The sequence below is a fragment of the Halostella limicola genome, from assembly GCF_003675875.1.
Lineage (GTDB): Archaea > Halobacteriota > Halobacteria > Halobacteriales > Natronoarchaeaceae > Halostella > Halostella limicola.
The window spans coordinates 60,710-75,776 of the sequence record NZ_RCDI01000007.1 but is presented as its reverse complement, the minus strand read 5'-3'; the positions used below and the strand labels follow the sequence as shown (position 1 = coordinate 75,776).

The following is a 15,067-nucleotide window of genomic DNA, read 5'->3' as shown; positions in this document are numbered from 1 at the left end:
TGAGGTGAACGCGTATGCCAATCGAACGCTCCGCCACGCGAGGTGATCCGCGATGAGTCTCTCGCGACGCGACTTCCTCGCCGCCGCCGGGTCCGGTGCGGTCGGCGCGCTCGTCGGCTCCGCGTGGAACGCGACAGAGGCGGTTGATCCCGTCACCAAGGTAGACAACCCGCTCAAGTCCTACCCCAACCGCGAGTGGGAGCAGGTCTACCACGACATCTACGCGTACGACAGCGTGGACTGGACGGTCTGTCACCCCAACTGCACGCAGTCGTGCGCCCTGAACTTCTACATGAAAAACGGGGTGCCGATCAGGGCCGAACAGATCTACCACGAGGAGGAGGGCAGTCCCGGCCCCGGCGGCCCCGGTGGCTACGAGAACGCGGGCGTCACCCGCCACTGGAACCCCCGCGGCTGCATGAAGGGGCTGACGCTCCACCGCCGGACGTTCGAGCCGAGCCGGATCAAGTACCCCATGGTCCGGAAGGGGTGGGACCCCGACGACCCGAGCCCGGAGGGCCGCGGCGAGGACGAGTTCGAACGCGTCTCCTGGGACGAGGCGATCGACCTCATCGCCGAGAAGATGGCGAACCTGGAGGACAACAAGCGCTTCCACGTGTTCAACGCCATCAAGTCCGACGGCCTCATCACCCGCCACGGCTCCGCCCGCCGGCTGGCGTCGATCTTCGGCGGCTGCGAGTGGACGGAGTACGACTGGTACGCGGACCTGCCGCCGGGCCACGTCATCACGACGGGGTACCAGACGAGCGACTCGGACGCGTCGGCGTGGCGGCAGGCCGACTACACTATCATGCAGGGGAAGAACCTGATCCACAACAAGCTCGCGGACAACCACTTCCTGCAGGAGACCCGCGAGCGCGGCGGGAAGATGGTCGGCGTCTACCCGGACTACTCGCCGACCGTCCAGAAGTGCGACCGCTGGCTCCCGATCCGGCCGGGCAGCGACGCGGCGTTCGCGCTCGGCGTCGCCCACGTCATCATCGACGAGGAGCTGTACGACGAGGAGTTCATGCGGAAGTTCACCAGCCTCCCGCTGCTCATCCGGAAGGACGACGGCAAGTATCTCCGCGCGCACGAGGTCTTCTCGGACCACGAGCCGCCCGCAGAGGACCTCGACGACCAGCACGAGGAGGACGACTGGGGCGACTTCGTGATGCTCGACGAGAACGGTAACCCGGTCGCGGTCACCCGCGAGGAGGTCGGTGACGAGATGTCGGCGACGCCGCAGTTAGAGGTCGACACCGAGGTCTCGCTGGCCGACGGCGGGTCGGTCGGCGTCCACACCGACTTCGTCCGGCAGAAGTCGAACATCCTGGAGAACTACGACCCCGAGACCGTCGAGGAGATAACGACGATCCCGGCCGACGGACTCCGGACCACCGCCCGGGAGTTCGCGGAGGCCGACAAGGGCCAGTGGTTCACCGGCGAGGGGATCAACCACTGGTTCCACTCCAACGACTCGCTGCAGCGCACCATCTTCTTCATCCAGTCGATGCTCGGCAACATCGGCGAAGCCGGTGCGGGGTACTACAACTACTCCGGCCAGTACAAGATCGAACTCCTCGACGGGTACCCGGCGTACGTCAACCCCGACGGCCACTCGGCCCACGGGATGTACCCCGGGTACGCCTTCGCCTTCTTCGGCGGGGAGAAACTCGACCCCCATGATGTCCGCGGCGACTTCGACCGCGAGTTGGACCTCGTCCCGCAGGGCGACGCGGACGAGCCCGTGATGCCGAAGAACGCGGACTCGTACACGATGTCCCGGCCGGCCGTGCTGTGGACGATGAACTGCAACCTCCTGAACCAGACCAAACACCAGGAGCACGTCATCGAGAACTTCGTCAAGCATCCGGACACCGGGAACGAGCTGTTCGTCGTCTCGGACATGCACATGACCTACTCCGCGCGCCACGCGGACATCGTCCTCCCGGTTCCCTCGTGGCTGGAGTGCGAGTACCCCGACATCACCGTCGGCCCGGAGAACCCGTTCCTGCACATGGACCACGGGGTGATGGACCCCATCTACGACACCAAGCAGGACGGCGAGATCGTGGCCATGGTCGCGGAGAAGCTAGACGAGAAGGTCCCGCCGGAGGAGCGCAACGTCGACTCCTACCGCGAGTACTTCGCGGAGTTCCTCGACGAGGACGGCGACGTCCGCAACTACATCCAGGAGACGCTCGACGCGGGGATGACCACCCGGGACATCGACGTCGAGGACATCGAGGACGGCCCGGAGCGCCTCCAGTTGAAGACCTATCCGCGGATCCCGTTCTACTCGCAGATCCACGAGGACCGGCCGTTCTACACGAAGACCGGTCGGATGGAGTTCCACAAGGAGGAAGACCGGTTCCTCGAACTCGGACGGGCCGACCTCGACCACATCGAGAGCCCGGAGGGGACGCCCTACGGGGTGAACAAGAAGTGGGACGAGGCGAAAGACGAGGAGAACCCGCTGTACCACGACGAGGACTACCAGTTCTACTACAACACCCCTCACCCCAAGTACCGGACCCACTCCTCGTGGGGCATGACCGACTGGAACCTGATCTGGTCGGCGCGGGACTTCGGGTCGACCAGTGCGGACCCCGAGGGGACCGAGCGGCTCGTCGACGACTTCTCGTTCCCGACGGGCGACGGCGAGACGGAGGACGCGCCGCCGCTCGGCGAGGCGTTCGTCGAGCTGCACCCGAGCGACGCCGAGGACATCGACGTGGAGAACGGCGACTACGTCCGCATCAGCGGGAAGCGCGGCGACCTCGTCGTCCGCGCGATGGTGAGCGAGCGCCAGCGGCCCCGGGAGGCCGGCGACATGGGACAGCTCACTATCTGGCACGGCTGGTGGCCACAGCACTTCCCGGACGACGAGGAGAGCGAGGACGGGATCAAGGGGTACAACGTCACGACGAACATCTGGCTGGACCCCGCCCAGGAGACCGACGACCTCGTCCACAAGGCCGTCTTCGGCGACCCGAACATCTCGGAGGAGGTCGAGGATGACATCGTCTGGCACGGGGCGGAGCTGGAACACGGGTACGAGGAGACCGTCTGGGCCCCGACCGGGACGAACCGCGACGACCTCGTGACGGTCGAGAAGTACGAGGAGGCCGACTGGTGGCCTGGCGACGCGCGCCGCGACGACCTCGTTCAGAACTACATCGACGGAACGTTGCAGGGAGGTGACAGCTGATGCCCGAAACCTACAACCCACAACTCGGCCGCGAGCACAGCTACCCCTACGAGCACCGCGAGGAGGAGCGGGACTGGCACTGGGGAATGATCATCAACACGAACCGGTGTATCAACTGCAACACCTGCTCGTTCGCCTGCAAGTCCACGTGGACCAGCGGGGAGGGCGAGGAGTACATGTGGTGGATGAACGTCGAGACCGAGCCCTACGGCGGCTACCCGATGGGCTGGGACATGCGCCTGCTCGACGACCTCGGCGAGAACGAGACCATCTTCGAGGCCGCGAGCGAGGACGAGCAGGTGAAGGGGTACGTCGCCCAGAAGGAGGAGTGGGAGTACCCCGCGCTCGGCGACGATCAGGTCCACGGGGAGTACCCGACCGGCGACGTTGTCGAGAGCGACGTCGAGAACGGCGAGTACCACGACATGTGGCAGTTCTACCTGCCGCGGCTCTGCAACCACTGCAAGAACCCGGCCTGCCTCGCGGCGTGCCCGCGCAAGGCGATCTACAAGCGCGAGGAGGACGGCATCGTCCTGCTCGACCAGGAGCGCTGCCGCGGCTACCGCAAGTGCGTGAAGTCCTGTCCGTACCACAAGCCGATGTACAACCCCGAGACGGGGATCTCGGAGAAGCCGGTCGGCTGCTTCCCGCGCATCGAGGAAGGGAACGTCCCCCGATGCGTCTCCTCCTGCATCGGGAAGACGCGCCTGCACGGCAACATCAACCGCGGCCCCGACGCCGGCCACCCGAACGGCACGCGGTCGGCGGCCGACGGCCGCAGCCCGGTCAACTACCTCGCCAAGAGCGACGAGAAGGTCGGCCTCCCGCTGTACCCGCAGTTCGGCACCCGGCCGCAGGTGTTCTACATGCCGCCGTACCACGTGCCGCCGGACTTCCTCACCCAGATGTTCACGCCGAACACCGGGGACAAGCTCAACGAGTGGCCCGGAAGCACGTACCGCGAGTCGATCGAGATCATCCAGGAGCGCGTGCGGAACCCGAGCCACCACGTGCTCGGCATCCTCCAGTTGTTCGGCGCGACGACCCGGCTGATCGAGACTTACACCGTGAAAGAACACCGCGTGAAGGGATGGGACCGCAAGGGGAACAAGGTCGTCGACATGCCGTTCGAGGAGGAACTCGAGGTCCGCGAGGGCGAGATGTGGACCAACCAGCCCTAGAGCCATGAGCCGAAACACCGACCCAGAGTACCACGCCGCGCGGGCGACGCTTTACTGCGCCGCCGCCGCGGCGTTCACGTACCCGGACGACCGCACCGTTCGTGAACTGACGGATCCCGAGGCCCGGGAAGGGATCGAACGCGCCGCGGAGCGCCTCACCGTCGCCGAGGAGGCGGACGCGCTGCTGAACGCCGTCGAAGAGACGCCCGTCGACGAGCTAGAGTCGGCGTACAACGACCTGTTCGGCGTGCCGGCCGACGAGGGGACGTACGCGGTGATCCCGTACGAGGCCCACTACACGACCCGGGACGAGCTCAGCATCGAGCAGCGCCGCATCGCGACCGTCGTCGGCCTCATGGAGGAGTTCGGGGTCGAACCGAGCGACGACTTCGCCGAGCGTCAAGACCACGTCGCCGCCGAGCTCGAGCTGGCCCAGGTGCTCGCGGGACAGCGCGCCGTCGCGCTGTCGGAGGGCGACGGCGCCGCCGCCGACCGCGTCGCGCAGGCGGAGGCGACGGTGCTCTCGGACCACCTCGTCGAGTTCGTGCCCGCGATGGCCCACGACCTCCGGAAGACGGCCGATTCCGCCGCGTACGAGGCCGCCGCGGACCTGGTCGAGACGCTGGTGACCTACGACAACGGGAAGCATCCGGATCCGACCCCGGAGCCGACCCCCGCCGAGGGAGGTGAGGCGCCGTGATCCCGCGGCTCCGCGACCTCGGGCGCCCCTGGATCGACCGGGCTGCGGCCCGGCGGGCGACCAAGCTGGCCGTGATCGTCTGCGTCCTGATGATGGTCGGGCAGGTGGCGCTGGTCAGCGTCGTGACCGCCGGAGAGCAGCCGATGCAGTCGGTCGATCGGGTACCGGCGCAGCCGGACGCCGCGAAGTGGGACGACGCCCCGACGCGGGAGATGTCGCTCGAACCCCAGCGGATGGCGGTCCCCCGCGGCGGCGGGAGCGTCGACGAGATCACGGTGCAGTCGGTGACCAACGACACGCACGTCGCCTTCCGCCTGGAGTGGGAGGACCCGACCGCGGACACGAACATCAGCGAGCCCGGCCAGTACAGCGACGCCGCGGCGATCATGCTCCGGAGCGGGAGCAAACCGCCCATCGACATGGGGAGCGACAGCGATCCGGTGAACATCTGGTACTGGCGGTCGAGCTGGGAGCGCTCCGACGCGGACCCCGGCGGCGACATGTACGGCTACCCGCACCCGGACGGCGAGACGAAGCCGGGGCAGGCCGCCGGGAACCCGCTGTCGCAGATGAGCTACGACAGCTACGGGCAGAACTACTACGCCCGCGGCTACGGCTCGCTGAGTCACGCGCCCGAACAGCCCGTCGCGGCGAGCTCCGAGCGCACCGACGACGGCTGGTCGGTCGTGTTCGTCCGCGAGCGCGAGGCCGCCGGCGAGCACGACGCCGCCTTCGACGAGGCCGACCAGATGTACCTCGCGTTCGCCGTCTGGAACGGGAGCGCCGACGAGGTCAACGGCGAGAAGTCGCTGACGATGCAGTTCACCGTGCTCGACACCGAGAACGGCGAGTTGAGCGCCGCGCAGGACGGCGGCGGCGAGGGCGGCGAGGCCGGCAGCGGCGGGGACGACGCCGGCGAGTCGGTGATGTGGCTGGCCCGCTCCGCGACCAACTGGGTGACCGCCCTCGTCCTCGCGACGGTCGCGGCGTGGCTCGTCAGCTACTGGAGGCTGAGACGATGACCGAGTACGCGAACCGGAGCGCGCGCGGCCGCGCGCCGGACGACGACGAGGCGTCGCTGCGCGACCTGCTCGACGCCGGCAGCGAGCGCGACCGGCGGCGGGCCGCGCTCGGGCTGATCGATCTGGCCGAGGACGGCGGGCTGGCCGCCGAGACGGTCGCACGACTGGCGGAGCGCGCGACCGGCGACGAGTCCGCGGACGTCAGGCAGTTCGCGGTCGAGGCGCTCGGCCACGCCGTCGGTGCGGCCGACGGAGCGACCGACCGCGCCGGGGCGGCGATCCGGTCGGCGCTGGAAGACGCCGACGAGTGGGTGCGCGCCGAGGCCGTCGTCGCGCAGTCGCGGGCCGCGCCCGGCGACGAGTCGACGCTTCGGGACGCGCTCGACGACGACAGTGGGTGGGTGCGCCGGAACGCCGTCATCGCGCTGTCGAAGACGGGCGCGGCGTCGCAGGACCTGCTCGTCGAGCGGATCAAGTCGGACCCGCACCAGGGTGTCCGGGAGTACGCGGCGGACTACCTGCGGGAGTACGCCGAGGACCGGGAGGAGGCCGTGCGGATCCTCGCCGCCGTGCTGGCCCGCGAACCCGAGGCGTTCGTGCGGGCGAAGGCGGCGGCCAGCCTCGGCGACCTCGGCACGGACCGCGCCGAGGAGGCGCTGGAGCGCCACGGGCTGAACGACCGGAGCGACGACGTGCGGCGGTCGGCGAAGCGGGCGCTCGCCACCGCCCGCGGCGTCGACCCGGAGCAGATCGACGCCGGCCTGGACGACGACGCCGCGCCCGGCGGCGGACCGGGGTCCAGGCGGGAGCGACAGAAGCGGGGCCAGCAGGGACCAGGCGGCGGCCCCGCCGGCGCGACCGATGGCCTGACGCAAGGACAGCGTGATCGACGATGACCGACAGCTACGAACTCGACACCACAGGCGAGGCAGCGGGCGAGAACCACGACTGCGGCGGGCACGGCGGCCCCGACGCGGGCGGCGCGAGCGGGACGAACGACGGCCGCGTGACGGGCGGCGACCGGCGCGGAACCGGCGACGGCGAGGGTGGCGAGTCCCCTGCCGGCGGGAGCGGCCTCGACGAGTCGCTCGGCCTCACCGTCCCCGACGAGCACGTCGCCGCGTTCGTCGCGGAGGCGTTCGAGGACGTCGAACGATCGACCGACTGGGCGGAGGCGGTCGACGCGGTCGTCGCGGACGAGGCCCGCGACGCCTGGGAAGCACTCGCTCCGAAGGAGCAGGTCGACGAACTGCTCCGGATGGCCGACCGGTTCGACGACGAGGCGACGACGATGCTCGACGACATCCCGCTCGACCGCGGCAGCCCCACCGACGGGATGCGCGAGCGGTTCGACGAGGCCAAGCGCCTGCGGCGCAACGCCGACATCCTCCGGGACGGCATCGCGTCGGCGTACGCCGACGGCTACGTGAGCGACGACGACCTGATCGACGCCGTCGAGTCGTTCGGCTTCGACACCGACCGGATCGCCGCGCGCGAGGACGCGCTGGACGCCGTCGCCAACGCCTACGACCTCGACTTCCGTCCCTACGGCGGGACGCTCATGACCGAGCGCGAGTCGGACGAGGACGTCGAAAAGTTCGAGGCGTGGTAGCATGACGGGCAACGTCGCAGTCGACGACGACCTCGGCGACCGCGTCCGCGACGCGCTCACCGCCGTCGAAGACCCGGATCTGGGCACGAACGCCGTCGAGTCCGGGCTGGTGACCGACGTGTCCGCGCGCGACGGCGCGGTGACGATCACCGTCGACCTCGCCGGGTTCGACGAGCCGACCGGCGAGGAAGTGACCGAGGCGCTCCGTCGGGAGGCGCTCGCGACGGCGGGCGTCGAGCGCGCGACCGTCGAGGGCGAGACGCCGGACGAGGCGTCGGAGGACCGCCTCGACCGCCCGGACGGCGTGGACACGGTCATCGCCGTCGCGAGCGCGAAGGGCGGCGTCGGGAAGACGACCGTCTCGACGCAGCTCGCCCGGGCGCTGTCGGCGGACCCGCGGCGCGACGTCGGGCTCTTCGACGCCGACATCTACGGCCCGAACGTGCCGGAACTCCTCGACCTGGACGGGCCGGTGTCGGCGAACGCCGAGGGCGACGCCGAGCCGCTCGAACGCGACGGCCTCGCCGCGATGAGCGTCGGACTGATCGCGAACGACGCGCCGATCGCGTGGCGCGGCGCGATGGCCCACGAGGCCGTGAGCGAACTGTTCGAGGACACGGCGTGGGGCGACCTCGACGCGCTGGTGGTCGACCTTCCGCCGGGCACCGGCGACGTCGTGCTGACCGCGCTGCAGTCGCTCCCCGTCGACGGCGCGGTGCTGGTCACCACGCCGTACCCGACGAGCGTCGGCGACACCGCCCGGAGCGCCGCGCTGTTCGAGGAGAACGGCGTCCCCGTCCTCGGTACCGTCGTCAACATGGCCGGGTTCACCTGCGACTGCGGCCGCGAGCACGACCTCTTCCCGGACGCCGACGTCGAGGGGGAACTCGACCAGCCGGTGCTGTGCGAGCTCCCGTTCGACGAGGCGGTGCGAGAGACGGACGGCGACGTTCCCGACGCCGTGGCGTCGCTGGCCGACGACGTGCTCGAACGGCTCGACGAGCAGGAGACGCTCGACGTGCCGGACCACGCTCTCGACATCCGGGGGCTCCCGCCGAACATCCGCCACGAGCAGGCGGTCGAGGAGTTCCGCGCACTGGAGCCGGGCGAGACGTTCTACCTCGTCAACGACCACGACCCGTCGCCGCTCGCGTCGATGCTCGCCGAGGCGGTCGGCTACGGCGGTCCGCTCGACGAGGCTTTCGACCGGTGCGACGTGCGACGACGGGGACCCGACGAGTGGGTGATGGCGGTGTCGCGGCCGGAGACGGCCTGATCCGCCGCAGTTGGGGTCCCTTCGGGATCCCCGGCGCTCAACAGCAGAAGATGAACGGGTACATCAGCGCCACGCGGTCCCCGTCGTCGAGTTCGGTGTCGAACCCGTCGAGGTGCTCGTTGAACGTCCCGTTGACGACGACGCGGGCGTAGGTCCGGGTCTGCTCGCCCTCGGGGTTTTTCTTCCAGGTGCCGGGCAACTCGTCCGGCGACGGCGCCCACCCGTCGGTCGACGCGTCGGCCTCCGTCTCGGCGACGAGCATCTCCTCGACGTCGTGCTCCTCGAAGAACGCGTCGAGGAAGTCACGGAGTGTGTCACCCTCGAACGAGTACTCGAACTCGGGCTCGCCGACCTCCATCCGGACGTGTCCGGTGCACTTCACCGTGACCGTCGTTTCCCCCGTCTCCGACGCCGCTGACGCCTGTCTGGTCTCGGCCATACCGCCCGGTTCGTTCCGAAGGGGTCTGGTTTTCGCCGCGAATATGTTCGGGGGTACGGCGACGGAGCGCGGACCCGATCGATCGCCTATGAGCGCCGTTCCCGGAGACATCGAGACCGACGCGCAGCCGCCGATGGCGGTCCCGCTCCGGCACTTCGTCGTCGCCCTGGGCTTTCTCGTCGCCGCCGTCGCGGCGGGCGCGGTCGCCGACGGGCCGGTTACGGACCTCGCGCACCTGCACCTCCTGCTCGCCGGCTGGGTCTGTATCACGATCATGGGCGCGATGACGCAGTTCGTCCCGGTGTGGTCCGGCACCGAACTCCACTCGCAGCGGCTCGCCGGGGTCCAGCTGTGGCTCATCGCGGCCGGGCTGGCGGGGTTCGCCGGCGCGCTCCTGACCGAGCGGCTCGACCTGCTCCCGTTCGCGGGCGGGGCGATGCTCGCCGGCTTCTGGACGTTCGTCTACAACGTCGGCCGGACGCTGGCGACGGCGCGACCGCTCGACGTGACCGAGCGCCACTTCGCGCTGGCGCTCGCGTACTTCCTCGCGCTGACCGCGTTCGGCCTGACGCTGGCGGTGGGGTTCACGCGCCCCGTGTTCGCCGACCTGCCGGTCGTGCGCCCGAACGTCGTGCGGACGCACGCGACGCTCGCCGTCTTCGGCGCCGTGCTGACGACGGTGTTCGGGGCCCTGTACCAGCTGGCGACGATGTTCACGCAGACCGAACTGCACGGGGTCGACCGGTACCTGCAGGCCGCCGAGGAGGTCGGCTATCCCGCCGGCGTCGTCGCGCTCGCCGGCGGGCGGCTGGTCGAGAACCTCCTGCTCGCCCGCGTCGGGGGCGTCCTCGTCGTCGGGAGCGTCCTCTGCGTCGCCGCGATTCTCGCGCGGAAACTCGCCGAGTCGAGCGTCCCGCGGACGCCGATGCTCTCGCGGTACGCCGTCGCGGCCGGAGCGATGACGGTCTGGGCGCTCCTGACGGCCCCGTCGTGGGTCGCCGACCCGCTGGCCCCCGAGGCGACGTTCGGCGCGCCCGGGGCACGGACCCTCCTGCTCGCCGCCGTCGGGTTCGTCGTGCTCGGCACCCTGTACCACGTCGTCCCGTTCATCGTGTGGGTCCACCGGTACAGCGACTTGCTCGGCTTCGAGCAGGTGCCGATGATCGACGACCTCTACGACGACCGGGTCGCGGCGGCCGACTTCGTCGCCCTCGTCGGCGGCGTCGGCGCGCTCGCGGCGATCGACCTGCTCGGCGCGGCGGGCGGCGGGACGACCGCCGTCGCGACGGACGGTCCGTCGCTTCTCGCCACCGCTGCCGGGGGGCTCGTCCTCGCCGGCGTCCTCGCGTTCGCGGCCAACCTCCTGTTCGTGCTGCGGCGTCACGGGCCGCAGTCGATCCCCGCCGTTCTCGTCGGGGCGGGGGGCGGGACCGGCGACGCGGCCCCGGACGACGGCCGTCCGAGCGGCGGGGACGACGACTCCCCGGCGGGCGGGACGCGATAGCCAAACATATTCGGGTAAAGGGGTACCGAACGCGCGGACGTAGCGCCGAACGATGGCCGAACTGACCGCGGTCGACGAGCTTGAGGAAGCCCCGCACGCCGAAGTGTTCGAGGAGCACCGCCCGCGGACGGTCCGCCTGCGACTGGACGCCGGCGAGGAAGTGCCGCGCCACCAGCACCCCGGGTACGACATCGTGCTGTACGGGATCGAGGGGACGATCGAGCTCCGGTTGGACGACGAGAGCCACGCCGTGAACCCCGGCGACGCCGTGCAGTTCAGCGGCGAACGCGAGATCTCGCCGAAGGCCGTCGACGACGCGACGGCGCTGGTCGTGTTCGCGCCGACCGAGGAGTAGTCGGTCAACTGGGAAGTAGACCTCGCCGTCCGAAGCAGGCTCGTTCAGGCCTCCTTATCGCCGCTCGTAGAACAGCCCCAGGATAACCCAGGCGTACGTCAGCGCGCCGGCGACGCCGACGAGTCGTGCGGCGGCGACGGTCGGCGGCGAGGCGACCCACAGGCCGACGACCTCGACTAGGAGACCGACGGTCAGCGCCGCGGCCGCCGCGCGCGCCAGGCGAACGCCGACGCCCGGCAGGCTCCCGATCGCCGGCGGGTAGAAGTGGTAGGTGACGCCGACGATCGTCAGTCCGAGGAAGCCGAGGACGTTCAGGCGCAGGTGGGCCGGAGCGAGCGCCGGGGTCAGCACGCCGAAGACGAACCCGATCCCGAATCCGACGCCGAGGACGCCGCAGCAGGCCCCGGCGACGAGCGCACCGACGCCGGGTCGCCGGCGGTCGGCGCGGGCGACGAGAGCGACGACGGCGGCGCCGAAACCGACGACCGCCGCCGCGACCAGCGCCGCGCCGACGCGGAGCGTCGGGACGCCCGCGACCGTCGGCAGGACGCCGGTCAGTCCCGAGGCAAGCAGCGCCGGGCCGACCGCGCCCGCCGGGAGGACGACGGCGACGAGCGCCGCGGGCGGCGACGCGCCGAGGAGTCGCGGAAGCAGGCGGAACCCCACGGCGAACAGCAGCACCGCCGCACCGCCGGCGACCAGGAGGTGCGACGCCGCGGCGGATGTGACGGTGAACGGGAGCGCGGAACCGACGCGGAGCGAGGGGAGGAGGGCGACGCTCCCAAGCCCGACGTATCCGACCGCGAACGGCGCGGCGGCGTTCGCCGCCCTGTCGACGCGGCGACGGTGCGCGTTCGCCGACCCCGTCCCCGTCTCGCCGCCGGTGAGGTTGCCCCGGAGAGAGAGCGCGAGAACGCCGACGAAGACGGCCGCGCCGGCACACCAGGCGAGAGTCCCGACCGTCGCGGCGGCCCGCGGAACGCCCGAGAGCGGGCCGAGCGCGAGGCCGGTGACGCCGGCGACGGAGAGCGGGAGGTGGACCGCGGGCGCCCGCTCGACGGCGAGCGAGCGGTCGAAGTACGTCGGGACGAGCGCGTACGCCTTGCCGAAGACGACGTGGAGCACGAACCCGAACGCGCCGAGTGCGACGGTCGTCCGCCGCGGGACGCCGACGAGCGCCGCGACCTGCCACGCGACAAGAAAGCAGACCCCGGCGGCGACGAACCTGCGGGACCCGCGGGACGCGGTCGACGCCCGGCGGGACCCCTTCGAGGTCGTGGACTTCTGTCCAGAGCCGCCCGACTGCGACGTTGCCTCCGCGGAGCCCTCTGACTGCGACATGCGTACGCGTGCGTGAGGGACGACGGTACCGGTTGACCCGAACCGGTTCGGGCATATCGACTTGTCGGATACCGCACTATCACGCCACGAATGTCGCGCGAGCAGTTGCGCGCCGCGAACCGGGCGGTACTCCGCGCGATAGAGACGCCGCCGGACACCGGGATCGAACGGCGACTCGACGACATCGCGGCCGAGTGCTGGTTCCTCGCCGAAGAGAAGGAGCGGCGACCGGATCAGGGCCGGCTCGCCCGGGTGGAGTTCGCCCTCGCGGAAGCCATTCGAGACGCGCCGGAACCGCGAACCCGCCACCTGTCGGCTGCCCGCGACCACCTCGCGGCGTACCGATCAAGGGTTGAACCCGTCTGAACGGCTTTCTCGATGCGAACGTGTTCGCCGACGTTCCCGACGTGTGGGAATTATGAAACTGTTTGATAGTGTAGAGGGTCCAACGTCCTCATGTAAGGAGGAACAAGACAATGTTCGAAACCTCGCGGCGACGCGTGCTACAGGCGGCCGGAGTCGGCGGCGCGACGGCCGTCGCCGGTTGTGCGAACACTCCCACGGAGGAGGAACGCACGGAACAGCGCGAGCAGATGGAACGGGCGAACACGCCCACCGTCGACCGGGTCGCCGCGGATCCCACCGACATCCCGGGACCCATCGAGCGTGACGAACCCGCCGAGGTCGACGTCGAACTCGTCCCCCGAGAGGTGACCGCCGAGGTCGAGGACGGCGTCACCTTCGACTACATGACCTACAACGGGCAGGTCCCGGGACCGTTCATCCGGGTCCGTCGGGGCGACACGGTCAACGTGACGTTCCGCAATCCCGAAGAGAACTCGATGCCCCACAACGTCGACTTCCACGCCGTGGCCGGCCCCGGCGGCGGCGCGGAGGCGACGATGACGGCGCCGGGCGAGACGGAGCACCTCCGCTTCAAGGCGACCTACCCCGGCGCGTACATCTACCACTGCGCCGTGGCGAACCTGGACATGCACATCAGCGCGGGCATGTTCGGCATCATCCTCGTCGAGCCCGAGGACGGCATGCCGGAGGTCGACGAGGAAGTGTACCTCGGCCAGCACGAGATCTACACCGACAAGGACGCCGGCGAGGAGGGCCACCACGGGTTCGACATGCAGGCGATGGCCGCCGAGGACCCCACCTACGTGGTGATGAACGGCGAGGCATACGCCACGACCCCCAACAGGTACGGCCCGGCGGCGACCGTCGAGACGGGCGACACCGTCCGGACGTACTTCGTCACCGGCGGCCCGAACCTCACCAGCAGCTACCACCCCATCGGCAACGTCTGGGAGGAGCTCTACCCCGAGGGGTCACTGAGCACCGAGCCGCAGACCCACATCCAGACCAAGCCGGTCGCCCCCGGGAGCACGACGGTCGCGACGATGGGCTTCGACGTCCCCGGCGACTACAAGCTGGTCGACCACGCGCTGAGCCGCGTCGCGCGCCGCGGCTGCATGAGCGTCGTCCGCGCCGAGGGCGAGGAGAACCCCGAGGTATTCGACCCGGACCCGAACTGAGAGACCCCTCGACGGAACTGACCGGTGAGCGGCTTCCGCGGTCGCGGGAGCCGCGGCCACCGACGACCTGAAGCGCGGTTCCCCAGCCGTCGGTCTCCTTTTTCGAGACGAAGGCGATCTAGCGTGAGGGACTGGCGCGACGAGATAGAACCCGGCGTGAGACGTCGCAGTGACGAGTCCCCTGCGTCAGAATGACGGAGTGAAGACCAGTTCCCGCGTCAGAACGGCGACGTGGGGCCCCGACCCGACTCGTTACCGTCGCGCGACGACGGTTCGCCGCCCGTCGAAGCCGCCGCGTCGGGAGAGACCGAGGCGTCTGCGACGGATCCGTCGTCGAGGTACGACCGTTCGAGGTCGCGCATGTCCTCGTTGATGGACTCGCTCTTGTGGTGCATCCCGTCGACGCGAACGCGGACCAGGTCGTAGTCGTGACGCTCCGAGAGCCCGTTCCACGCCCGGTACGAGCCGCGAGCGAGCGTGTCGCTCTGGGGGCAGAACTCCGTCGTCGGCGTGAACTCCGCGCGGAGCACCGTCCTGTCGTCGGCGACCAGCGACTCCCCGCCGATGCTTGCGGAGTCCTCTATGGCGTAGCGGTAGCCCGCGTCCGGGTGGCGGCGGTCGAGGTTCAGACGCGCGAGGTTGTACCCGAACGTCATGTCGTACACGCCGCGTTCCTCGAACAGTTCCCGCGTGAGGTCGTGGAACGCGAGATGGTCCTCGCCGTCGAGCACGTCGTGCCCGTCGAGGAACGCCCCCGGCTCCGGGACGTGTTCTGGGCCGAACGCGTCGTACTCATCGAACGTCTCTTCGTCGTCGCCGGAGAACGGCGTCGAGAATCCGGGCATACCGGCAGTACGGCCGCGGACGCCCTCGGTGTAG

14 protein-coding genes are annotated in these 15,067 nt (G+C 70.2%); 11 read left to right on the top strand and 3 right to left on the bottom strand.

The features are described 5' to 3' along the window. Window positions 1–52 precede the first annotated feature (52 nt). From D8670_RS19435 to D8670_RS19405, 7 genes are read left to right on the top strand one after another with little or no spacing between them, the layout of a single operon-like run. Window positions 53–3,214 carry a molybdopterin-containing oxidoreductase family protein gene (locus D8670_RS19435; protein ID WP_121819781.1) on the top strand — a complete coding sequence of 1,054 codons (3,162 nt, stop codon included), beginning with the start codon at window positions 53–55 and terminating at the stop codon, window positions 3,212–3,214. Then, window positions 3,214–4,395: a 4Fe-4S dicluster domain-containing protein gene (locus tag D8670_RS19430; RefSeq protein ID WP_121819780.1), complete on the top strand. Its 1,182-nt coding sequence runs from the start codon at window positions 3,214–3,216 to the stop codon at window positions 4,393–4,395. Before D8670_RS19435 ends, D8670_RS19430 begins: the two co-directional genes overlap by 1 nt. A 4-nt stretch (window positions 4,396–4,399) precedes the next feature. Continuing rightward, a complete protein-coding gene (locus D8670_RS19425; protein WP_121819779.1) occupies window positions 4,400–5,095 on the top strand; it encodes a TorD/DmsD family molecular chaperone in 696 nt (231 codons plus the stop codon). After that, on the top strand, window positions 5,092–6,117 hold the full coding sequence (locus D8670_RS19420) for an ethylbenzene dehydrogenase-related protein (protein WP_233752285.1): 1,026 nt from the start codon (window positions 5,092–5,094) through the stop codon (window positions 6,115–6,117). Before D8670_RS19425 ends, D8670_RS19420 begins: the two co-directional genes overlap by 4 nt. Continuing rightward, complete coding sequence (locus D8670_RS19415) at window positions 6,114–7,013, top strand: HEAT repeat domain-containing protein (protein WP_121819778.1); 900 nt, start codon at window positions 6,114–6,116, stop codon at window positions 7,011–7,013. The genes D8670_RS19420 and D8670_RS19415 overlap by 4 nt, the downstream gene beginning before the upstream one ends. Beyond that, on the top strand, window positions 7,010–7,729 hold the full coding sequence (locus D8670_RS19410; RefSeq protein ID WP_205254131.1) for a hypothetical protein: 720 nt from the start codon (window positions 7,010–7,012) through the stop codon (window positions 7,727–7,729). Before D8670_RS19415 ends, D8670_RS19410 begins: the two co-directional genes overlap by 4 nt. Before the next feature lies 1 nt (window position 7,730). Further along, window positions 7,731–9,005 carry a P-loop NTPase gene (locus D8670_RS19405; protein ID WP_121819777.1) on the top strand — a complete coding sequence of 425 codons (1,275 nt, stop codon included), beginning with the start codon at window positions 7,731–7,733 and terminating at the stop codon, window positions 9,003–9,005. A 37-nt stretch (window positions 9,006–9,042) separates the two neighbouring features. Here D8670_RS19405 and D8670_RS19400 read toward each other — a convergent pair whose 3' ends face one another. Then, complete coding sequence (locus tag D8670_RS19400; RefSeq protein ID WP_121819776.1) at window positions 9,043–9,444, bottom strand: MoaD/ThiS family protein; 402 nt, start codon at window positions 9,442–9,444, stop codon at window positions 9,043–9,045. A gap of 88 nt (window positions 9,445–9,532) precedes the next feature. On the opposite strand from D8670_RS19400, the gene D8670_RS19395 reads away from it, so the two are divergent. After that, window positions 9,533–10,948: a hypothetical protein gene (locus D8670_RS19395; RefSeq protein WP_121819847.1), complete on the top strand. Its 1,416-nt coding sequence runs from the start codon at window positions 9,533–9,535 to the stop codon at window positions 10,946–10,948. Window positions 10,949–11,000: 52 nt separating this feature from the next. After that, a complete protein-coding gene (locus D8670_RS19390; RefSeq protein WP_121819775.1) occupies window positions 11,001–11,303 on the top strand; it encodes a cupin domain-containing protein in 303 nt (100 codons plus the stop codon). Window positions 11,304–11,357: 54 nt separating this feature from the next. Here the strand turns inward: D8670_RS19390 and D8670_RS19385 are convergent, their stop codons facing one another. Further along, a complete protein-coding gene (locus D8670_RS19385; protein WP_205254130.1) occupies window positions 11,358–12,644 on the bottom strand; it encodes a hypothetical protein in 1,287 nt (428 codons plus the stop codon). A gap of 90 nt (window positions 12,645–12,734) precedes the next feature. On the opposite strand from D8670_RS19385, the gene D8670_RS19380 reads away from it, so the two are divergent. Beyond that, window positions 12,735–13,010, top strand: coding sequence for a DUF7553 family protein (locus D8670_RS19380; protein WP_121819774.1), 276 nt, complete (start codon window positions 12,735–12,737; stop codon window positions 13,008–13,010). Window positions 13,011–13,120: 110 nt separating this feature from the next. Next, window positions 13,121–14,188, top strand: a complete 1,068-nt coding sequence (gene nirK, locus D8670_RS19375; RefSeq protein WP_121819773.1) for a copper-containing nitrite reductase — start codon at window positions 13,121–13,123, stop codon at window positions 14,186–14,188. Window positions 14,189–14,406: 218 nt separating this feature from the next. Here nirK and D8670_RS19370 read toward each other — a convergent pair whose 3' ends face one another. Continuing rightward, window positions 14,407–15,033, bottom strand: coding sequence for a DUF7998 family protein (locus D8670_RS19370; RefSeq protein WP_233752284.1), 627 nt, complete (start codon window positions 15,031–15,033; stop codon window positions 14,407–14,409). Window positions 15,034–15,067 lie beyond the last annotated feature (34 nt).